This is a genomic window from Shewanella sp. Isolate13, assembly GCF_022398325.1.
In the GTDB taxonomy this organism is placed as follows: domain Bacteria; phylum Pseudomonadota; class Gammaproteobacteria; order Enterobacterales; family Shewanellaceae; genus Shewanella.
In genome coordinates this window covers 16,292-37,730 of the sequence record NZ_JAKEVD010000020.1, presented here as the reverse complement: position 1 = coordinate 37,730, position 21,439 = coordinate 16,292, and the positions used below count along the sequence as shown (strand labels likewise).

The window sequence follows — 21,439 nt, the reverse complement described above, 5'->3', positions numbered from 1 at the left end:
CATTCAGAATGAGATGCACAGGACATGAGGTTGAAAACAAAAAAAGCCTATCGAAATTGATAGGCTTTTTTAGTGCTCGTCAGCGGCGAATGAATGGCTAAACTAGGACGCAAACAGATAGATATCGACGAGTAGGCCAAGGCTGAACAGTGCACTGAAAATCATGGTCAGCTTAGCGGTGCGGCCGAGTAATGGGTTTAAGGCTGCGCCTGTCACCTCATTAAAGTCACGGCATAGGGTTCTGGCCATAACAAATGCGAGTCCTGCAAACAGCACAGGCAAACCCGGTAGCGCCCCCATCAGGAAGCCAGCGATGATGATGGCAAATGGCAGATAGAGAAAGCTTTGATAGAAAATACGCGATTGTTCAAGGCCGATGCGTACCGCTAAGGTTTGCTTACCCGCCTTGATGTCGGTATCCATATCGCGGGTATTATTGACTAACATAATCGCCGCGTTTAGAAAGCCGATAGCGCTGCCCAAAAGCCAAGCGCTAGTAGCTGTATCGCCCGCCTGCAGAAAGTAACTTCCTACAACGGCTACCAGACCGAAAAATACAAATGCTGCCACCTCGCCAAGGCCGTGAGAGGCTAGTGGGTATGGGCCGCCACTATAACCTAGGGCACCAAGGATCGCTGCCGCCGCTAAAAAGGCGATGGGTAGGCCACCATGGTAGATAAGGAAAGAGCCAACGATGAGTGCTAATACCAGACATAAGATCATGGCATTTCGTACAGATGTTGGGCTTAACATACCACTTTGGGTGACACGCACGGGCCCTAAGCGCTCTTCGGTATCCACACCACTTTTAAAGTCGAAATAGTCGTTAGCTAGGTTTACGGCAATTTGTAGCAGCAGGGCACAGAGCATTGAAACAGCCGCAATGAATAGGCTGAATTGCTCAAGGTGCAGCGCGAGTACGTTACCAACCAGCAGTGGTCCAATCGCCGCAGGCAAGGTGCGAGGGCGGATGGCAAGTATCCAAGGGTTCATGTTTTATAATTACTTACAGAGGTTTACGTCAAAGTGAGCAGACATAAAGGTAAAAAAAGTTGGCATAGCATAGCAAATTTAACAACTTCTAAAAAGTGGATTTTATAGCAGCAAAAGTGGTCGGCTTAACACTTTGCTAAGCATTACGATATTTCAGGTTGGCTTATATGAATAAATTTGAACTAGCGCACAACTGTTAGGCAGGAGTGTATGCAATATTACATCTTTAAAGAGAGCGCTAGAATATAAGCTGTCATTTTGGCATTGGCTTTAAAACTGCGGTGTCAGCAGTCAACGACTAGATTTGTAATGAACAAATTTGCTTAGAGGTCGAAAACTATGCGTTTTGAGGGACAAGTCGCAATAGTGACAGGTGCTGCTTCGGGTCTAGGTCGGGCCTATGCCATCGCCTTAGCTGAGCGAGGAGCAAGAGTCGTTTTGGTGGACAACGAAGCGAGTCAAACAAAGGATGTTAGCTCCAGCATGACAAACAGAGAGGCTGACTCAGGCTTAAAAGCCTGTGGGGCAGCAATAAACGCTTTAGGAGGCGAATTTAAATCTTTTGTCATGGATGTCAGTCGTGACGATGACGTTAATGCGATGGTCGATGATGTGGTCCAAAGTTGGGGCCGAGTCGATATCTTAATTAATAATGCGGGAATTCATCAGCCCTGCCCATTTGAGCAGATGAGTGCCTCGAGCTGGAAGCATCATCTGGATGTGGATCTCAACGGTACCTTCTACATGACCAAGGCCGTATGGCCGCTAATGAAACGGCAAGGTTACGGTCGGGTAGTGATGAGCAGTGCCAGCTCCATTTATGGCGATATGTACGAGACCAGCTTTAGTGCTAGCAAGATGGCGGTGATGGGGTTAGTTAATAGCCTTCACCTCGAGGGCGTTGAGCACGGGATCAAGGTTAACAGTATTATTCCCCATGCCGTCACATCGATGACAGCAGACCATTTAGCACCAACAGTTAGACCGCTTTTTTCAAAAACAACCGTGACAGCCGCCATGTTGTACCTGTGTAGTTCTAAAAGCCCATCGGGTGAACATCTGCTCGCGGCGGCAGGCGGAATTAGCCATGCGGCCTTAGTCGAGTTTAATCGAGGGCGCTTTAAAGCCGAGGAGTGCACCCCAGAGGTGATCACCGAACGCTGGCATGAACTCTACCATGCAAAACCCGTTACCGCTCACCGAAGCGGGGAGGCGCAGGTGCTCGCTTGGGCAAAGGCCTCGGCAAATCAGCGCAGGATCGTGTTAGAGTAGCCCCGAAGAGCGTAGAACTGGCGAGACTAGGGGATCTTGAGTTAAGCTTATGGCTTTACTGTCAGAGTTTTAGGTTGTAATGAGCCAAGTATTAGATGATCTTTTAGCATTACTCTCTTTAGAGCAGATCGAAGAAGGGCTGTTTCGTGGTCAAAGCCAAGATCTAGGTTTTGGTCATGTCTTTGGTGGTCAAGTCATGGGCCAAGCCTTGAGTGCGGCAAAACAGACCGTCAGCCCGGACCGTAAAGTGCACTCTTTACACTCCTACTTTTTACGTGCCGGCGATGAGAAGTTGCCGATTGTGTATGATGTTGAAATCATGCGTGATGGTGGCAGTTTCAGTGCCCGCAGAGTAAAGGCTATTCAGAAAGGCCGTCCCATCTTCTATATGACCTGTTCTTTTCAGACTGCTGAAGAGGGCTATGATCACCAAGCTGTGATGCCCGATGTGGTGGGGCCTGATGGTTTGCTAAACCAACAAGAACTTGCGATGACATTAAGAGATAAAGTGCCATCTAAAGTGCTAGAAAAGTTTATGGCTGATACCCCTATTGAGATGCGTTTGGTCAACCCAAGCGATCCTATCGCACCTAAAGCCCGCGAACCTATTCGTCACGTATGGATCCGCGCCAATGGTGAGCTACCAGACAAGATGTGTGTTCATGATTATCTGCTCGCCTACGCATCGGACTTTAATTTCTTAGTCACTGCGGCACAGCCACACGGGGTATCCTTTTTAACACCGGGCATGCGTATGGCGACTATCGATCATGCGATGTGGTTTCACCGTCCGTTCGATTTGAGTCAGTGGCTTTTGTATAGCATAGACAGCCCAAATGCCAGTGGTGGAAGAGGTTTTGTCAGAGGCCAATTCTTTAATCAGCAGGGTGAGTTGGTGGCGTCTGCAACTCAGGAAGGACTTATCCGCATGACTAAGAAGTCATAGTCGGCGTTTGCATCCATTATTATTTGTTAGTCAGGATAGAATCATGATCTCATTGATGAAAAAAAGCATCGTTCTCGTATGTATGTTGCTATTAACGGCATGTGTGACCGTGGAAGAGAAGCCACCTGTGGTGGTTAATGGCGCGGCGGGTTATTTAGAGAAGTTAGCTCTGCCTCAAGGTAGTTCGATTACGATTGCGATTATCGACCTCGATACACCGGGCGTGATTGTGGCGCAAAAGAGCTTCAATATCGTTAGAGCGCCCATACCGTTTAAGTTTTTACTACCGGCCGATAGCATAGATAGTAGTATCAATTATGGCGTGGTGGCGATGATCCAGTATCAAGGACAGGTAATATTTCAGACCTATGATCGCTTTCCGGTGATCAACAATAACAAGTACACCACCGAAGTGCTGATGAAAGCGGTGCCTGCACCAAGATAGAAGAAAAGGTTGATAGAAAGGAGCTTCGGCTCCTTTTTTACTGCTCGGTATAGGCCATTTATTCGGGAGTGGCATAGGATAAGGTAAGAGGATGAATATGTCCGTGAACGACTCTTTACCCGCGCAAATAGATTATCAAGAGCTGTTGAAGCGGTGGTTACTCGAAGATGAGTACCGACTTCAAGCCCTGTTAGCCGCCCAGCAGTTAAACCTTAGCGATTGGATGCTAGCGGCGGGTTTCGTGCGTAACTTAGTTTGGGATAAGTTACATGGCCTGCAAACGCCGCTTAATGATATCGACCTTATCTATTTTGACTCGAGTGACTTATCCGCAGATAAAGACAGTGCAATTGAAGCTGAGCTAAATCGAATCACCCCTATGTACCCTTGGTCTGTTAAGAATCAAGCGAGAATGCATCTGCGTAATCAACATTTAGGTTATATATCAAGCCTAGATGCCATGAGTTACTGGCCTGAGAAACAAACGGCGGTGGGGGCTAGCTGCCTGCCAGTCGCAAAATCAGTTAGCTCAATCGGCCCTGCGTCTTTGATTTTACATAGTCCGTTCGATCTAGCCTGCTTGTTTGATCTAACGCTACAACGCAATCCAAAGGCAAAGCCTGGCTTGTTTGATCTGAGAGTAAAAAATAAGCAGTGGTTGCAAACCTACCCGAAGCTACGAGATAATGGTGAGTGGTGAACTTATGAGCAGACAATATTTATTATTATTTATTGTCTGACACATTAGGGCATTGTTAGAGAGCTATGATGGCATCGTACGCATTTGTGTGTTGCTTGCTGTCGATTGTTCTAAATTTATTTTGTTGTTAATGGTGGCTTAATCGATGGAACCCTATCTTGATGCGATAAATGAGATTAAAGAGTTAGCAAACGCAGAGGAGATCCATCGGGTTGATGATGTGTCGATATATCTGGAGCGCTTTACCGATCTTGATTTAATCGCCACAGGAATTTACGCCGAGGTGTACGAACTGCCCGGAGAGCCAGATAAAGTCGTTAAGTTGTGTAACAGCAAGATCGATGGCTACTACCTGTTTGCTCGCTGGTGCATGCGTCCAGAAAATCAAGATAATCCCCATGTTCCAACTATTCACCGTGAAGACACTATTGAATTGAGCAGCGGCCGAGTGGTGCGCTTTTACGTGATGGAGCGACTTGAAGACATCACTGATGACGGTAAAGAGCCTACTCGCCCGAGTCATTTCCACGATTATGACTTTGGTAAACTCTGGGGCACATTGCGCACCATGACCTTACCATTTGCCGATCCTGAGAAGCCCTTTACCGATGAGGTTCAGACTGTCGATGAGTTTGTTGAGCAGATCCAAGAACCACGAGCGCATTTTTATATGAACTCTGCCGAACGTCAGCCGGTGGTGATCGATGATGAGATCATCGATGAGCATGAAGAGTTGCTAAAAACCCTGTTTGAGGTGCTGAGTTTTATTGATGACCACGGGGTGATGGACCTACATGGCGGTAATTATATGCTTAGGGGCGATACTATTGTGATCACCGATCCCATCTCCCATAAATACGCGAGTTAACCTGCTATTGAACGGTACGCGATTGAATTGATAACAAAAGGGCTAAATAGAACAGCCCTTTTTTGTATCGATTCAATCACAGATCTTAGCCTAGCACCTAAAGCTACTTACCCTGGGGTTGTTATCAAGCTCAACAAGATGTTGATACGCTCTTTACTGCATCAGAGGTCATCACTGAGATGGTCCAAGGTGAGTCACTTGAGCTGCTGAGTCGAATTCCCCAATTACTGACGCCAGTAGTCGTTGAGCATACCCACTCGCCACACTACCTACAAAGACTTATCTCTCGCTACGGATCTCGATAGGAGTGTGTTAGTAAAATTAGCGCACACCTGCTTATTTTTCTTAGTCTAATTTTAAACAATTCTTGCTGGCAAGAGAATGTTAATAGGCTTGATTTTGCGATTGTTTTTGATAATTGAGTTGCTGGTTTGTTTTGTGAACAATGCGTGCGCGCCTCACATAAATTAAAGCTGCAACTTCAATAAGTGTTTAATTAGTGTGATCGAGATCCTTTTTTGGTTATCTCCAACGGGGTATTTGATTTTGACTTTGATTTAGATCAAAAAACGCTGTTAAGCATTCTGGCAGGATTCACGCAATTGTAAGGATATTGATAATAAAAACAGCGCTAAGTGTTGTATTAATGGAGTAGTATGATGAACAAAAAAATCGTTTCTAGCTTAATTGCCACCGCCCTACTAACTACAGGTTTTACCTCTTCTGCATTAGCCCATCAAGCTGGCGATATTATCGTCCGAGCAGGTGCCGCCGTCGTTACGCCGAATGAATCTAGCCAAGATGTTTTAGGGTTAGGTGAGTTTAGTGTTGGTGACAACACTCAGTTAGGTCTGAACTTCGGTTACATGTTGACAGACAATATAGGTATCGAATTGTTAGCCGCTACGCCATTTAGCCACGACGTATCCTTAGACGGTGTGGGCAAAATTGCTGAAACTAAACACTTGCCACCAACATTAGTCGCTCAGTATTACTTTGGTGATGCGCAATCAAAACTTCGTCCATACATTGGCGCGGGTGTTAACTTCACGAACTTCTTCGATAATGAATTTACCAACGACTTAGATGGTGCGTTGACCGATCTTAGCATGTCTAACTCATGGGGCTTAGCGGCTCAGGTTGGTCTCGATTATCAAATTAATGACAGCTGGTTAGTCAACGCATCTGTTTGGTACGCGCAGATCAGTACCGATGTGAAGTTTAACTACTTAGGCGATGCACAGAAAGTTGAAACAGACATCGACCCTTGGGTTTACATGATTAGCGTAGGTTATACCTTCTAATCAAAAGATATTTGGACTAATCCCACCCATAAAAAAGGAGCCGTTTGGCTCCTTTTTTATATTTGTACAATGTAATGACTCTGGGCGTTTTACTTAGACGCTTTCTTCGCCGCACGCTCGGCTTTCTTTTGCGCTTTAGTTTTCCAGTGGCGAGTATTGTAAACAAACTCGGGTAAGCCTTTGGTCAACCATGCGACTAAACGCCAGCGTTTAGTCACGTAGGCTCGGCGCTTACCTGCTTTCATCGCCTTAATAATTTGACCAGCCACAACTGGCAGTGGCGACAACCATAGACGATTTTGCTGCATCGCAGCCTTATCTAACATGCCTAACTGAATATTGGTAATCGTAATCGGCAGCTTCAAACGCTGGGCATGCATGCTCAAGCCTTCGAAATAGTTCTGCGCATAGGCTTTTGATGCATGATAGGCCACACTCGGACCGCCTCGTAGTCCTGCGATAGAGTTAATCGCCGCTAATTGACCATAGCCTTGATCGCGAAATAGTCTAAAGGCCGTATTGCAAATCGCTGAAAAGCCTTGCACATTAACTGTGATGATATCTTGCTCTGGCTGCCAAGGCAGCTCGGGATCGTAATGGGTGAGTCCAGTATTAACCAAAATAAGGTGAGCACCGCCTAGTGATTGCCAAACGGCATTCATGGTACTGATAATGGCTTCTGGCTCGTCGATTTGTAGCGGAAAAACTTGCGCCTTAGTGGGCAAGGATTGGCTAAACTCGATAAGAGATTGTGGATCTTGTGCTAATAGGGCCAGTTCAACGCCTTCATCTGCAAGTTGTTTTGCAATTTCACGGCTAAGTAATGAGCTAGCGCCCACAATTATTGCAGTAGCTTGTGTCATATGGGTATTCGACTTCGAATAGGTAACTTATCATAGAAAGATAAGTGTATTAGAACAAGATTAATTGTCTGTTGCTGTGATGCGGATTGTGAGAATCTCGTTTCTCAATTAAGCATCTGTATGAATGCGTAAAAGACTTTTCGTTTAACTGATATAAAATTCAAGTCTGGACATATAGACTTCTAGAAGTCTTAATGTATTATTAGGAGCGTAAATATGAAACAGTGGTTTAAGCCTTTATTACCTTTAGCGGTAGCAGCAAGCATGTTGACGGGTTGTGCAACATCCAATGCTGTGGTGGAGATCCATGGTGAGGTTTGGTACAAGGAGCGTATGGCGCTACCTGAAGACGCAGTGATCAGCGTTCAGGTTCAAGATGTGTCTCGTATGGACGCTCCTGCTGAAGTCATTGCAGAGTTTGAGCGTAATGATGTCAGTACCCCAATCCCATTTCAGTTTTTAATTAATAGAGATCAATTTGAAGATGGCCACACCTATAATATAGGTGCCCGTATCACGCTGGATAATAAATTGATGTTTATTAATACCCAGGCTTACCGAATCGATCTGGACTCGAGTGAGCCAATGTCTGTATTAGTACAGAGGGTGGCACGTTAACTAAATTAGCTGTGAGTTAGTCTAGCTGGCGCGTCTCTTTCTGATAGGTTACATAATTAGAATAAAGAGGCGCGTTATGCCGGTTAAAATCCCCGACGATCTGCCCGCAGCAGGGATCTTGGAGTCTGAGAATATCTTCGTTATGTCCGAAACTCGGGCGGCCAATCAAGATATTCGTCCAATGAAGGTATTAATCCTTAACTTAATGCCCAATAAAATTGAGACTGAAACTCAACTGCTGCGCCTCTTAGGTAATACTCCTTTGCAAGTCGATGTCGATCTGCTGCGCATTCACGATAAAGCGTCCAAGCATACCTCAATTGATCATATGAATAACTTCTATCGAGATTTTGAGCAAGTCAGGCAGAAAAATTATGATGGGCTGATTATTACTGGTGCTCCTCTGGGACAGATAGAGTTTGAAGAGGTGTCGTACTGGGATCATATTCGCGAGATCATCGATTGGTCGCAGCAGCATGTTACCTCGGTGCTCTTCCTATGCTGGGCGGCTCATGCGGCGCTGTATCATCTATTCGGTTTAAACCGCTCACTACTGACAACAAAACGCTCTGGGGTATTTGTCCATAAGCGCACCTCTGAGCATTATCCCTTGCTGCGTGGTTTCGATGATGAATTTTTTGCGCCGCACTCCCGTTTTGCCGAGATGGATATCAATACGTTAAAGGCGCATCCAGAGCTTCAGGTGTTAACTGAGTCTGAGACGGCAGGTGCCTATATGGTGCTCTGTAAAAACAATCGTAACCTGTTCGTGATGGGACATCCTGAGTATCAAAAATCGACCTTAAAAGATGAGTATTACCGAGATCTTGAGCAGGGTTTAGCGCCCGAAGTGCCGCAAAATTACTTTACTAACGATGATCCACAGCAAGCACCTATTGCCCGTTGGCACAGCCACGGTAGTCTGCTGGTGAGTAATTGGCTTAACTATTATGTCTATCAGCTGACGCCATATAACCTCGATGATATGACGGGTATTACCCCTTGGGAATCATAGTAAGCAGTGGCGTTATCGCGCTAGCAGCATTAACGCTTCCTAAATTATGTTATTAAGGACTTGTCTATACGGACGTATCTATCCGTAGAGACTAGTCGATAGCTGACTTACATTAAATAAGTCATTTTGCAAACAAGTTAATCGTAATGATGTCTTCATAATAACCGGCACGGGCAAAAGGCATTGGATTGTTTTGAAACGTAATTGACATCTTTTGACCATTTAAAAAGCGGTTATTGATGTTGAACTCTGCATCGTTAAGCAAATTGACTTGTTGGCCGCGAAATAGCAGTTGATAGGGCACTTTGTTTTTCTTATTGGTGATGTTTACTAGATGACCTTTGTTTAAAGACGACATCGATATGCCAACGTAGCTATTACTCTCGATAAAAAGTGGTAATTCCTTGCGGTTTTTTTGGGTTAAATTGCCTAAATGCACCCTTATAGATGTGCCTGTCGGTGGTAACCAACTGTCATTGCTATTTGCAATTTTTGCGCGAACATAAGCTTCTACTTGGAAGTTAAAAGAGTAATTAGTTGTCGATATGATGGTATTGATATCGCTCTTTAGTTCAACATCTAATATGCCTAGGTAGGAGCCTGGATAAAAGTCTTTACCGTTTGGGATATAGGCCCACAGATTAATTTTTCGTTGACCTAAAACAGGTAAAATATAGTTATTTCGTCCCGTCGTATTAATTGACTGGCGTGATGTGTTTTTTAATTCGTACCTATGCACTGAAGTCGTTCCTCGTAGCAGAGGTTCGCCGCCTTGAGGCTGTTTTATTACAATTTCTTTAGCACATTGTGCAAGTGCTCTATCAAGGTAAATCGTACCAGGGATCCACACTCCTCGTTGGCCTTTCTTCTCCGAAGTTGAGGATTGAGTTTTTAATTCAATATGCCAGTTACCATCACATATAGCTGTTTTATCTTCGGATCCGGCATGAGATAAATTAGCAAAAACAATGCAAACTATCGCTAGCATTAAGCTCTCTTTCTTGAAGCTACAAACTTTCATCGCAGTTCTCCTTAATACAGGTGATGTTGAGTGTGCCTAGCTCGATTAAGTGGCTATCGACCTGATCAATAACCAGAGCGCTAGGCTTAAAGTTATCACTCAAAATCGTGATGATATATTTGCCCGGACCTATACCTTGGATATAGAACCGGCCAGACTTATTGGTAAAGAAAGGTAAGGATACCCCTTCACCTGTAATCGTTCCTTGCAGGTATGATAGGGGCTCCCCATTGTTTGCTTTTAACACACCCTTGGCAGTGTATGAGCTATTTGAACCTATCATGAAGTAGTGGCCGGTAGCGGCCCCTGGTGAGACGGTTAATCTACTTTCTCCCCAGTCATAACCAATGGGGGCATCTGGTACGTTAAGATCAATAACATTGTTTATATAAGGCACTTCCAGTGGAAGTAGCGCACCTATTATAGAAGTACCAGAGGCTTGGTAGTCATGCTTTTGGTCTATACCAAGCATGACTTGCTGCTGTGATAATGATGGATGTAGCTTCGAAATAATAAATGGACCGTCTTGTGCGCGTCCCCAGCCGACTTGACCATCAACAAGACCAATAGCGGTATTACCTCTTACGGAAGCTGAATAGGAGGCCTCGCTATCGGCGTTAAGGTTACTGTTATTTCGCTCGACTTCGACTTCGACTCTGAGGCGGTTTGCCGTGTAATCGAATTGAGCCTGTTGGCTATCGCGTCCATCTTCATACTCCGCTTTTGCTCGATATCCAAGACTGCCGACCCTGTCGTTACCGGTTTTACTTGCCTCTAGTCGGGCGTAGTTGTTAACACTATTATAGTTTGCGGCTAGGTTAGGTTTGTTTTGGGTATTTGAGCGTCTCCAATCAAGGGTGACAAAGTATTCAACATCGGCATTGTCATAGGTATTGGTGTCGTTATAGTTAACACCAGAACCTAAAGTCCAGTCACCCATCCTCCAGTTCAATGTCATTGACAAATTACTTTGCTCAACATCATGGGTGTCTTTGTAGTAAGAGCCTGAAATAGTAGTATCCCATGCGTTATTAATGACCCAAACGTAATTTGCTAGATAGCGCTCATAAGATGTTGCTAAAATGTCTTTATCCCAAGGAGTTGAAGTAAACGAATCTGAAAAGTCAGCACTTAATCTAAGGTTAGGGGCGTTGTTAGAGTTACCTACAACCGTGCTTTCAAAGGTAAAAGAGACGACATTACCTATGCCTGTACCTTCTAGATTGCTAAAAGATAGACGGCTAGAAAGATTACCCCAAGAGGTGCCAAATGTTGCGGTTGTACCTAATATTTGGCCGTATTGCGCGGCAGCGCCGTTAACCCCAAGTGTTAACCAAGACGACACCCCATATTCAGCAAAACCTATCACAGTCCAAGTATCTAAATACTCAACACCATTCTCAGCATAGATAGAGGGCGCACCTGCGGTAAGTCCAAAATTGAGCATATCTTGGTTCAGTAGCTTGTTATTGTAAAACTGACTAAAGACAAACCGCTCTGTTTTTCCTGATAGGTAGGTAACATTAACAATGATGTCATTGGCGCCATTGGTCATGGGCAAATTATTAAGGTTAAAGCGGCCCGCGTCTTGGCGGCCACTGAAAATGATTTGTCCATTGACGGTAATTTCAACTTCGGCACTTTCTTTAAGGATTAGCTCCTGATTATTATTAGGACCGATAACCCGATCTGGTTGCAGTTCCGCATAATCACTCTTTATTGAAAAGCCGCCTAAGCTAGTACCTGATAAGTGGCCGGAAACACTGGCTCCTGACTCAACATCCCCCATTGCAACTCTAAAAGGAGCGCTAGGCCTATCGTAAAAAGCGGTCCATTCTCCTCGCAAGATATTGGTGTCGCTATCGCTGCTCTCAAGGTGGTTCGCAAGCGTGACATTGAGTCCGTTTGCACCGCCAAAGTTCATCTGCGCCAGCCAGTCTGCGGTAGAGAAACGGCTGCTTGTTTTTGGCTCCCAGCTTTCTGTATGGGTAAAGTTAATGCTGTTGAGCCAGCTGAATGTGCCACTTTTCGAGGGGACAAAAGAGTTAAACTGATCACCGAAGTCAACGTCATATTGGCCAAAAGCGTCAGGGGATATTTTAAGATCTAAGGTTAAAGTCGATGAGTTAAACGTTATATCTAAACCTTTCTGAGCTAAGAGGGTAAGAGCGATCATCCGATTATCGCTCTCATTTGGTGTGGGAAAACTTTGCCAAACCTCATTGGTTATTCTACTGCCAAGCAATGTCTTTAAAGAATTCAACGAAACGGATTCGACTTCCGTCCCCTTTAGACTTACAGGGATAGTTCCTAGTTCTCGGCCTTCAATTTCGAGAGGTAGTGAAAAGCTCATTGCATAAGTCTGTAAAGGGAGAAGCAATGCTAATGACAAACTTAGCCACAATGGCAGTGAGGTAACGCTTGTCACCGGTTTTCCTTTATATCCACCTTTGCTTGGCTGTCTTTAGGCGAGAGCAAAGTGTCCATAGCAATATCGACCGATTCTCCCGGCACCAAATATTGTTGATTTAATAGATGTTGAATATCCTGCCATTTCCAGCTGTGTCTAGCGTGGTCACTTGTTACCTCAAAAGACAGTTGTGGGATAATGACAACACCATCGCCTGTGTTAGCAAGCTTCATCGAAGTGGGGGTATTAGCTTGATAATGAATGTCTGCACTTATTGTGTTGGCCACATTATCTGGTGACACAAACACTAACGCGCCAATTTGAAATAACATCTTTATGCTGCTTTGCTTTACTTCATCCTTAATAGGTAGCTGGCTAAAGACAACTCGGTAAGACTGAGATGTGTCGACTAAGTTACCGATATATTTAACCTTGACCATTTGAGTGCTTTTTGGAGGAATAAGCACTTGCGGAGGAAAGACAAAGAAATCTTCTGTGTCGGCAAGTAGCTCGGTATCACTAGCTGAGATTTGTCTTTGTTTAACAAAAACTTCTAACGGTAATGCCTGCTCTGTGGTGTTGTTAACCTGAAAAAACTGTTCACTTTTACTGCCTTTGGGCGAGAAGAAACTCACCATAGGAAACAGTTCAAAGGCATAGGCCATTGGGTGAGAGAGTAAAAGTATTATTAATAAGAATATCCGCATAAGTCCTCAAGTGGGGCCCAAAGGCCCCATGTCGCTATATCACTGCAGAACAATGAATGTTTATCTTGGATAAAGTGCTACATACATTGATGTTTGATATTCGCCAGCTTTTTCCCAACCATTAATTACTGGCTTAATTTTTAAAGTGTTATCAGCACTTAAATATCCTTCAGTGCTATTACTTACATCCATTCCCACTTCAATTGCATGGCTGTTGTTAGCGTTATTTTCGGCATCAATCATGCCAGAAGTGCCATTAAATGAGACTTCAAGTGGAATGACATCGATTCCGTTGCTGTTTTTAAATGCTTGTGCGCCAACGACTAGGGTGCCTTTCGAGTTATCGTTGTTACACCAAGCTTGGAATTTGAACTCGCTCGCGGCTTCATAGGGGGTTTTTACATCTAGCTCAATTGAGCGATCTTGTGTTGAATGCATATAGCAGCGCTGTGGAATTTCGCCCGTTAGGTTTACATTAAATTGAGTTGCGCCGTTTGGATGTTCATCAGGGTTGCTTGACCAGTTATTTGCTGCTACACCAGCAGAAAAAAGTAAAGCTACCGCTACACCACCAATTAAAGTTTTCATTTTATTCTCCGAAGGTTTATTAAGTATTCTTGGACGATTAAAATATATATATTCAAGGCCGACTTTTATATCGACCATTGGACTAATTAGTTGTCATCTAGAGAACTAATTTAGACCTATTTAACGAGAGTGTAGCTGGTCAGCTAATTTAGAATTTTTAGATGTTAAATATGGGGTTAGATTTAGCTAACCCTGATTTGGCTGTGGTTTTCTGCATCCAATAGCAGCATGTTTATTTGAGAGCGGCTGCGTTTTCCTGTTTTTAATAAAATGCTAGAAACATGGCACTTAACGGTACTGGGACTGAGGTGCAGTAGCGCCGCAATATCTTTGTTGCTTTTACCATGTAAAAGATGCAAAAACACCTGTTGCTCTCGGCAAGAAAGGGTGTATTTTGCCCCTAATATGTTTACTGAGTGGTGAGTCGAACCAGCCGAACTGACCAGATGCTTTAGCGTTTGAGACATGGCTTCTCGGCTGAACCATAATTGGTCTGAAGCAATTGTGCGTAGTGCTCTTGGTAGCATCTCCAAGGTAAAAGGTGAGACTATTAGGCCTGAAAAACCCAGTGCAATGGTTCCTGCCACACTTTGTTCATCGATCGAATCGCCATTGACTATCAACCACTTTCCTCCTCGCTCAGCAGGAGAAATACATAATGATGAAGGGTTTCCAAGGCTCGACTTATCAAACACGACAATGGTCTCTTGCGGCAATCCCCAGAGTTTTTCAACGGATGTTTCTATTTTAAATGAGTAGCATTCGAATGAAGTAGCTAGGCAAGCAACAGCCACCTTTGTCCATGCTGTATTTCCAGACACAATAAATACGGTCTGTTTCTTAAGGTTTTTCAATGATCAGTCCTTGATGTTGAGTTAGGCTACTAACACATATTGAGTCGTTATTGTTAAGTGCGCACTTTCCATTTTGGCAAACTAAAAGTGACAACTTGCGTTTCATTTTATATCACTGTTAGCCAATTTTGTATAAAGTATTTACTTGAATAAAGGTTTAAATGATAAACCTTTATTCAAGTAAATAGAAACACTCGAGCGCTGTTACCATAGCCTGTGTCCCTACAGCGTTTGCCGTAACTTGTCATTTCCTTAGGCAATCTTTTCATGCATTAATTTCAGCATGTCGAAAAGAGTTACCACTTGTTAACTTTTCATTCATTGAGTACCGCCCTTCCTGTAAATTCTATGTGACATCTCAACCCTATACTTTGGTAGATATTTGAACAATAAGCGCTTGCTTTACGTTCGCGTAAACGTCAGAGTGGTAAATGTTGAGCAAGATCACACTTATGTTAACTAGGCAATAGCCTGAGAACGGTCAGTAAGGCAAGTCGCACAACCCTACAGTCAGCGCGACTTTGGACTGCTTCTATTAGAGGTTACCTAGCGTATTACCGGAGTAATTATGAGTTCAGTTCTGTCAAACCAAGATATTGTTATTGTTGCAGCAAAGCGTACCCCAATGGGCGGCTTTCAAGGCGCGTTGTCTAGTGTTAGCTCTCCTAAATTAGCGGCGACGGCGATTAAGGGCGTGATTGCGCAAACCCAGCTTGCCGGTGAGCAGGTCGATGAAGTCTTGATGGGCTGTGTGCTGCCAGCGGGTTTAGGGCAGGCGCCAGCAAGGCAAGCAACATTGGGTGCTGAGTTACCACTATCGGTTGGCGCAACCACGGTTAACAAGGTATGTGGTTCGGGGATGAAAACCGTGATGCTCGCTCATGATTTGATTAAAGCGGGCAGTGCCAATATTGTGGTTGCAGGCGGGATGGAAAGCATGAGCCAGGCGCCTTACTTACTCGATAAGGCCCGTGGCGGTATGCGTATGGGTCATGGCAAGGTGATGGATCATATGTTCCTCGATGGTCTCGAAGATGCCTACACGGGTGGAGCCATGGGGACATTTGCTCAAAACACCGCCGATGACTTTAAACTTACCCGAGAGCAGATGGACAGCTTTGCGTTGAGCTCACTGGAAAAGGCCAATGCCGCTATCGACTCGGGGGCATTTAGCGATGAAATTACCCCTGTTACCGTATCGAACCGCCGCGGCGATATTGTGGTCGATACCGACGAGCAACCCGGTAATGCACGCCCTGATAAAATTCCTACTCTGCGTCCTGCCTTTGCCAAAGACGGCACGATTACCGCTGCCAACTCAAGCTCAATCTCCGATGGTGCAGCAGCACTTATGTTAATGAGCCGCGAGCAAGCATCTGAGCTTGGCCTCGATGTGTTAGCCACCATTAAGGGCCACACCACACACGCTCAAGAGCCATCTATGTTTACCACTGCGCCAGTTGGCGCCATGAATAAGCTGCTCGAAAAAGTGAACTGGAGTAAAGATGAGGTGGATCTTTATGAGATCAATGAGGCCTTCGCTATGGTGACCATGCTGGCTATTTCAGAGCTTGGACTCGATGCCGCCAAAGTCAATGTCAATGGCGGCGCCTGTGCTCTTGGTCATCCTATAGGCTGTTCGGGCGCGCGTTTGCTGGTGACACTTATTTATGCTCTTAAGGCGCGTGGTCTCAAGCGCGGTGTGGCATCACTGTGTATTGGTGGCGGTGAAGCCACAGCGATGGCGATTGAAATATAAACTCAGGTTTAAAGCAGTTAAACACCAGTATTTAACAAGACTTTATTCAACAAGACTTTATTCAAAAAGACAGGGTTTAACTTAGGACCAAGGCTCTAACGGCAGCATTGCTGTTAAGGCCAATATAAAAATCTGGCCAAGTTGAATCATCATTTTGCAGTAGCCAATAACGGGCACTGCCAAAGTAGGAAGCGATATGACAACTCAAGTGAAGCATTACATCGACGGTGAATGGGTATTAGGTCAAGGCGATAAGCAGATAGCCGTGACAAATCCGGCCAATAACGAAACGATTGCAGTGGTTAATGCAGCGGTTGACGCCGAAGTATTAACGGCAGTAGCCAGTGCGAAACAGGCCTTTCAAACTTGGAAAGAAGTGCCAGTTTCAGAGCGTGCACGTGTCATGTTGAGATACCAGCACCTACTGAAAGAGCATCACGATGAGATAGCAACCATTCTTGCCCAAGAGACGGGTAAGACATTCGATGATGCCAAAGGGGATGTTTGGCGTGGTATCGAAGTTGCCGAGCATGCCTGCAATATCGCCTCTATGATGATGGGCGAGACCGTTGAAAATGTGGCGCGCTCCATCGACACTTACAGCTATACCCAGCCCCTGGGCGTATGTGCGGGCATCACCCCGTTTAACTTCCCGGCGATGATCCCACTGTGGATGTTCCCCTTAGCGATTGCCTGCGGTAACACCTTCGTGCTTAAGCCGTCAGAGCAAGATCCTATGACACCCCAGCGCCTCATCGAACTGTTTGAAGAGGCTGGCGCGCCAAAAGGCGTGGTGCAGCTGATCCATGGCGATAAAACGGCGGTGGATATCCTGCTTGCTCATCCAGATATTAAAGCCATTTCTTTTGTCGGCTCGGTGAATGTTGGTCAATACATTTATAAAACCGGTACCGATAATCTAAAGCGTGTTCAAGCATTTGCGGGGGCGAAAAACCACTGCGTCATCATGCCCGATGCCAATAAGCAGCAGGTAATTAATAACCTAGTCGGCGCCTCAGTTGGTGCCGCGGGTCAACGCTGTATGGCACTGTCTGTTGCGGTATTTGTCGGCGCGGCCAAAGAGTGGATCCCAGAGCTCAAAGAGGCGATTGCTAAGGTAAAACCTGGGCTTTGGAATGATAAAGATGCCGCTTACGGACCTGTGATCAGCCCTGCAGCGAAACAGCGTATCGTTGGTTTAATCGCGAAGGGCAAGGAAGAGGGAGCCGAATGCTTACTCGATGGCACAGACTTTACCGTTGAGGGTTATGAGTCAGGCAACTGGGTTGGCCCAACGATGTTCGATAAGGTGACCACGGATATGAGCATTTACCAGGAAGAGATCTTTGGTCCTGTGTTGTGCTGTATGAACGCTGAGTCTCTTGAAGAAGCGATTGCGATAGTTAACGACAGCCCATACGGCAACGGCACCTCTATCTTTACTGCAAGTGGTGCCGCAGCCCGTAAATATCAGCATGAAATTGAAGTGGGGCAGGTGGGAATTAACGTTCCAATTCCGGTGCCATTACCTTTCTTCTCATTTACTGGCTGGAAAGGCAGCTTCTATGGCGATCAGCACGCCTACGGTAAGCAAGCTGTGCGTTTCTATACCGAAACGAAGACCATCACCGCTCGCTGGTTCGAGTCGGATATCGCGGTGGCTTCAACGCCAAATATGACGATTGAGCTTAAGTAATGCATTAGACAGATTACGCTCCGGCAGCGTCTTTGAAGATGGACATTGTTGGAGTGCAGATCTAATTTAAAAACTAATAGAGGTCAGCAGCAATATATGTCTGCTTAAGGCCCGCTGCCTGCAGAGCTAGAACCTAGAGCCGAGGCAATTGACAGAACAATAGGAGTACCCAGATGGATTTCAACCTGAATGAAGACCAACGCCAATTTAGCGATCTTGCTCAGCAGTTTTCAACCGAGGAGCTCGCGCCGTTTGCTGCCAAGTGGGATGAAGAGCATCACTTTCCAAAAGATGTGATTCAAAAAGCGGGAGAGTTGGGTTTTTGCTCGCTATATTCGCCAGAGTCTGAAGGTGGAATGGGACTGTCGCGTTTAGATTCATCGATTATTTTCGAGCAGCTGTCGATGGGCTGTACCGCGACAACAGCCATGCTCACTATCCATAATATGGCCACTTGGATGGTGACCAGCTTTGGTGGTGAAACACTGCGCCAAGAGTGGTCTGAGCGTCTCACGACTGGCGAAAAGTTAGCATCATATTGCTTAACTGAGCCAGGAGCGGGCAGTGATGCCGCTGCGTTGCAAACCAAGGCAGTGCGTGATGGTGATGAGTATGTGATTTCAGGTTCGAAAGTCTTTATCTCTGGCGCGGGCGCTACCGATCTATTAGTCGTGATGTGCCGTACCGGAGACGCTGGGCCTAAAGGGATCTCGGCGATAGCCGTTCCAGCCGATGCTGCTGGCATCATCTATGGCAAGGCGGAAGATAAGATGGGCTGGAATGCTCAGCCGACTCGTGAGATCACCTTTGAAAATGTGCGTGTGCCAGTCGCTTACCTACTCGGTGAAGAGGGGCAAGGTTTTACCTTCGCCATGAAGGGACTCGATGGTGGCCGCATTAACATCGCCACCTGTTCAATCGGTACCGCTCAGGCCGCACTCGAGCGAGCGACACAATATATGAACGAGCGTAAGCAGTTCGGCAAGCCTTTGGCGGCATTTCAGGCGCTACAATTTAAGCTGGCCGATATGGCGACCGAGCTGGTAGCCGCTCGTCAGTTAGTGCGTCTAGCAGCTTTTAAACTCGATCAGCAAGACCCCGAAGCCACTGCATACTGCGCCATGGCAAAACGTTTTGCCACCGATATCGGTTTTCAGGTGTGTGATGCTGCGCTACAAATTCATGGTGGCTATGGTTATATTCGTGAATACCCGCTAGAGCGTCATGTTCGCGATGTGCGAGTCCACCAAATATTAGAGGGAACTAACGAAATCATGCGATTGATCATCTCTCGTCGTTTATTGGATGAAAACGCGGGCGCAATCCTCTAAGCGCCTTGCATCAGCTTTAAATTGATTTCAGTTTTATAAAGGAGTTATTCATGTCTGTTGAGAATAAAAAGTCTCTGTTAATCGAACAGATTGTTGGTCATACCGCAGTGATCAGCATGAACAATCCACCTGCTAACACTTGGACCGCCGAGAGCCTGCAAGAGCTAAAGCAAAAAGTGCTCGCCCTCAATGAAAAAAAAGAGGTATATGCCTTAGTGATCACCGCCGAAGGCGACAAGTTCTTCTCGGCTGGCGCGGATCTAAAACTGTTTGCCGATGGTGATAAGCAAAATGCTGCCGATATGGCGCGCTATTTTGGTGAAGCCTTCGAAACCTTAAGCACTTTTCGTGGTGTATCGATTGCGGCCATCAATGGTTACGCCATGGGCGGCGGCTTAGAAGTTGCACTTGCCTGTGATCTCCGTATTTGTGAGCAGCAGGCGCAGATGGCGCTCCCAGAGGCGACGGTAGGCCTACTGCCTTGTGCGGGTGGTACCCAAAACCTAACTGCGCTTGTGGGTGAAGGCTGGGCGAAGCGAATGATTTTATGTGGCGAGCGTATTACTGCCGTGAAAGCCGAGCAGATAGGCCTAGTCGAAGAGGTCGTTGAACAAGGCAATGCCTTTAACGCAGCAATGGCATTGGCCGAGAATGTGGCGAACCAGAGTCCAAGCAGTGTTAAGGCCTGTAAGCAGTTGGTTCAAGCGGGACGTAACATGCCAAGATCCCAAGTGCTGCCCTTGGAGCGAGAGTATTTCGTCAATCTATTCGATACGGAAGATCAGGCTGAAGGGGTAAATGCCTTCTTAGGTAAGCGCAAAGCTATTTGGAAGAACGGTTAATGGGCGGGGCAAATTTGGACGCTGCAGTAAAAAGCAGTGCAGCAGAGCAGGTGCTATTTAGCACCTTAACAACCGACAGTGGCAAGCAAGTCGGTGTGGCGACACTCAATATCGAAAAGGCGCTCAATGCGTTAAACCTAAACATGGTGCAGATGTTAACGGCCAAGCTAACAGTGTGGCGTGATGATGACAATATTGTCGCCGTGGTACTCGATGGGGCTGGTGAAAAAGCTTTTTGTGCCGGTGGAGATGTGCGCGCCATCTATCAAGCGTCGGTGAAGACGCCGGGCGAAGTCACAGATGCGGCAACCGAATTCTTTAAGCAAGAGTATGAGCTTGATTATCTGCTGCATAGCTTTGGCAAGCCCGTGGTGGTTTGGGGCGATGGCATCGTCATGGGCGGCGGCCTAGGTTTGATGATTGGTGCGAGCCACCGTATCGTCACAGAGCGTTCACGTATCGCCATGCCTGAGGTCACTATCGGCTTATACCCAGATGTGGGTGGCAGTTATTTCTTAAACCGTATGCCGGGCAAGACCGGGTTATTTTTAGGCATGACTGCCTATAACATGAGCGGCGCAGATGCCCACTATGTTGGCATAGGGAATCATTATCTTAATGGTGATGATAGAGCGGCATTCCTCGATGCATTGGTTGGCGTTAATTGGTGTGATAACCAAGATGATAACCATCAAGCTTTGCACAGCTTACTCGATATGATGCAGGGCAAATGCGCCACCCCACTGGCAGCGAGTCAGCTTGAGCAAAACCAAGGTCTTATCGATGAGCTGATGACGGGGTCATTGGACGAGATCGTTGCCCGTGTCAGCGCGCTCGATGAGCAAATTGCGACGGCACATCCTTGGTTAGCCAAAGCGGTTAAGACCCTATTAGCGGGTAGCCCAATCAGCTTAAGTTTGGTGCATCTGCAGTCAGGACTGGGTGAAGAGCTGAGCCTAGCCGAGTGTTTTAAGTTGGAGCTTGGTTTAAGTGTTAATTGTTGTGCCAAGGCCGACTTTGCAGAAGGGGTTCGCGCTTTGCTCATCGATAAAGATCGTAACCCACAGTGGCGCTTTGCCAATGTTGCAGCGATTCCAGAGGGATATGCGCAAGCGTTGCTGAAATCGCCTTGGAATGATGAAAACCATCCGCTTAAGGCTATGGGCTAAAAAGTAGATAAACTCTCTGCAGAGGCGATGCCTCAATA

20 protein-coding genes are annotated in these 21,439 nt (G+C 46.0%); 13 read left to right on the top strand and 7 right to left on the bottom strand.

Features of this window, described 5'->3' with window-relative positions; genetic code table 11:
* Nucleotides 1–102 precede the first annotated feature (102 nt).
* Nucleotides 103–993, bottom strand: coding sequence for a 1,4-dihydroxy-2-naphthoate polyprenyltransferase (locus L1D44_RS13530; RefSeq protein WP_239891406.1), 891 nt, complete (start codon nucleotides 991–993; stop codon nucleotides 103–105).
* Nucleotides 994–1,332: 339 nt separating this feature from the next.
* Between L1D44_RS13530 and L1D44_RS13525 the strand changes: the two genes are divergently transcribed.
* From L1D44_RS13525 to ompW, 6 genes are all read left to right on the top strand, one after another.
* Nucleotides 1,333–2,265 (top strand): SDR family NAD(P)-dependent oxidoreductase, encoded by a 933-nt coding sequence (locus L1D44_RS13525; RefSeq protein ID WP_239891404.1) that lies wholly within the window; start codon nucleotides 1,333–1,335, stop codon nucleotides 2,263–2,265.
* 79 nt (nucleotides 2,266–2,344) lie between these two features.
* Entirely contained in the window at nucleotides 2,345–3,211 is an 867-nt protein-coding gene (gene tesB / locus L1D44_RS13520) for an acyl-CoA thioesterase II (RefSeq protein WP_239891402.1), read from the top strand.
* A gap of 43 nt (nucleotides 3,212–3,254) precedes the next feature.
* The gene (locus tag L1D44_RS13515) at nucleotides 3,255–3,656 is read left to right on the top strand and encodes a YbaY family lipoprotein (protein ID WP_239891401.1); all 402 of its coding nucleotides are present in this window, start codon (nucleotides 3,255–3,257) and stop codon (nucleotides 3,654–3,656) included.
* Nucleotides 3,657–3,747: 91 nt separating this feature from the next.
* On the top strand, nucleotides 3,748–4,356 hold the full coding sequence (locus L1D44_RS13510) for a nucleotidyltransferase family protein (protein ID WP_239891399.1): 609 nt from the start codon (nucleotides 3,748–3,750) through the stop codon (nucleotides 4,354–4,356).
* A 145-nt stretch (nucleotides 4,357–4,501) separates the two neighbouring features.
* Nucleotides 4,502–5,224 (top strand): hypothetical protein, encoded by a 723-nt coding sequence (locus tag L1D44_RS13505; RefSeq protein WP_239891397.1) that lies wholly within the window; start codon nucleotides 4,502–4,504, stop codon nucleotides 5,222–5,224.
* A 656-nt stretch (nucleotides 5,225–5,880) separates the two neighbouring features.
* Nucleotides 5,881–6,528 carry an outer membrane protein OmpW gene (gene ompW, locus L1D44_RS13500; protein ID WP_239891395.1) on the top strand — a complete coding sequence of 216 codons (648 nt, stop codon included), beginning with the start codon at nucleotides 5,881–5,883 and terminating at the stop codon, nucleotides 6,526–6,528.
* 89 nt (nucleotides 6,529–6,617) lie between these two features.
* Here ompW and L1D44_RS13495 read toward each other — a convergent pair whose 3' ends face one another.
* Nucleotides 6,618–7,391: an SDR family NAD(P)-dependent oxidoreductase gene (locus L1D44_RS13495; RefSeq protein WP_239891393.1), complete on the bottom strand. Its 774-nt coding sequence runs from the start codon at nucleotides 7,389–7,391 to the stop codon at nucleotides 6,618–6,620.
* Between the two features lie 216 nt (nucleotides 7,392–7,607).
* Here L1D44_RS13495 and L1D44_RS13490 point away from each other — a divergent pair, with 216 nt between their 5' ends.
* Both L1D44_RS13490 and metA read left to right on the top strand, forming a co-directional pair.
* Nucleotides 7,608–8,009 (top strand): YbaY family lipoprotein, encoded by a 402-nt coding sequence (locus L1D44_RS13490; protein WP_220769601.1) that lies wholly within the window; start codon nucleotides 7,608–7,610, stop codon nucleotides 8,007–8,009.
* Nucleotides 8,010–8,085: 76 nt separating this feature from the next.
* Nucleotides 8,086–9,024, top strand: a complete 939-nt coding sequence (gene metA, locus L1D44_RS13485; RefSeq protein WP_239891391.1) for a homoserine O-succinyltransferase — start codon at nucleotides 8,086–8,088, stop codon at nucleotides 9,022–9,024.
* 121 nt (nucleotides 9,025–9,145) lie between these two features.
* Here metA and L1D44_RS13480 read toward each other — a convergent pair whose 3' ends face one another.
* The 5 genes from L1D44_RS13480 to L1D44_RS13460 form a co-directional block, all read right to left on the bottom strand.
* Nucleotides 9,146–10,045, bottom strand: coding sequence for a hypothetical protein (locus L1D44_RS13480; RefSeq protein WP_239891390.1), 900 nt, complete (start codon nucleotides 10,043–10,045; stop codon nucleotides 9,146–9,148).
* Nucleotides 10,032–12,221 (bottom strand): fimbrial assembly protein, encoded by a 2,190-nt coding sequence (locus L1D44_RS13475; RefSeq protein ID WP_239891388.1) that lies wholly within the window; start codon nucleotides 12,219–12,221, stop codon nucleotides 10,032–10,034. The genes L1D44_RS13480 and L1D44_RS13475 overlap by 14 nt, the downstream gene beginning before the upstream one ends.
* Before the next feature lie 248 nt (nucleotides 12,222–12,469).
* Complete coding sequence (locus L1D44_RS13470; protein ID WP_239891386.1) at nucleotides 12,470–13,162, bottom strand: fimbria/pilus periplasmic chaperone; 693 nt, start codon at nucleotides 13,160–13,162, stop codon at nucleotides 12,470–12,472.
* 60 nt (nucleotides 13,163–13,222) lie between these two features.
* Nucleotides 13,223–13,750, bottom strand: a complete 528-nt coding sequence (locus L1D44_RS13465; RefSeq protein WP_239891384.1) for a hypothetical protein — start codon at nucleotides 13,748–13,750, stop codon at nucleotides 13,223–13,225.
* 182 nt (nucleotides 13,751–13,932) lie between these two features.
* Nucleotides 13,933–14,604 (bottom strand): response regulator transcription factor, encoded by a 672-nt coding sequence (locus L1D44_RS13460; RefSeq protein WP_239891382.1) that lies wholly within the window; start codon nucleotides 14,602–14,604, stop codon nucleotides 13,933–13,935.
* Nucleotides 14,605–15,172: 568 nt separating this feature from the next.
* Between L1D44_RS13460 and L1D44_RS13455 the strand changes: the two genes are divergently transcribed.
* From L1D44_RS13455 to L1D44_RS13435, 5 genes are all read left to right on the top strand, one after another.
* Nucleotides 15,173–16,363, top strand: coding sequence for an acetyl-CoA C-acyltransferase (locus L1D44_RS13455; RefSeq protein ID WP_239891380.1), 1,191 nt, complete (start codon nucleotides 15,173–15,175; stop codon nucleotides 16,361–16,363).
* Between the two features lie 196 nt (nucleotides 16,364–16,559).
* On the top strand, nucleotides 16,560–18,059 hold the full coding sequence (locus tag L1D44_RS13450) for a CoA-acylating methylmalonate-semialdehyde dehydrogenase (protein ID WP_239891378.1): 1,500 nt from the start codon (nucleotides 16,560–16,562) through the stop codon (nucleotides 18,057–18,059).
* Between the two features lie 173 nt (nucleotides 18,060–18,232).
* Entirely contained in the window at nucleotides 18,233–19,390 is a 1,158-nt protein-coding gene (locus tag L1D44_RS13445; RefSeq protein ID WP_220769605.1) for an acyl-CoA dehydrogenase family protein, read from the top strand.
* A 50-nt stretch (nucleotides 19,391–19,440) separates the two neighbouring features.
* Complete coding sequence (locus L1D44_RS13440; RefSeq protein ID WP_239891376.1) at nucleotides 19,441–20,232, top strand: enoyl-CoA hydratase; 792 nt, start codon at nucleotides 19,441–19,443, stop codon at nucleotides 20,230–20,232.
* Complete coding sequence (locus L1D44_RS13435; RefSeq protein ID WP_239891374.1) at nucleotides 20,232–21,401, top strand: enoyl-CoA hydratase/isomerase family protein; 1,170 nt, start codon at nucleotides 20,232–20,234, stop codon at nucleotides 21,399–21,401. The genes L1D44_RS13440 and L1D44_RS13435 overlap by 1 nt, the downstream gene beginning before the upstream one ends.
* Nucleotides 21,402–21,439 lie beyond the last annotated feature (38 nt).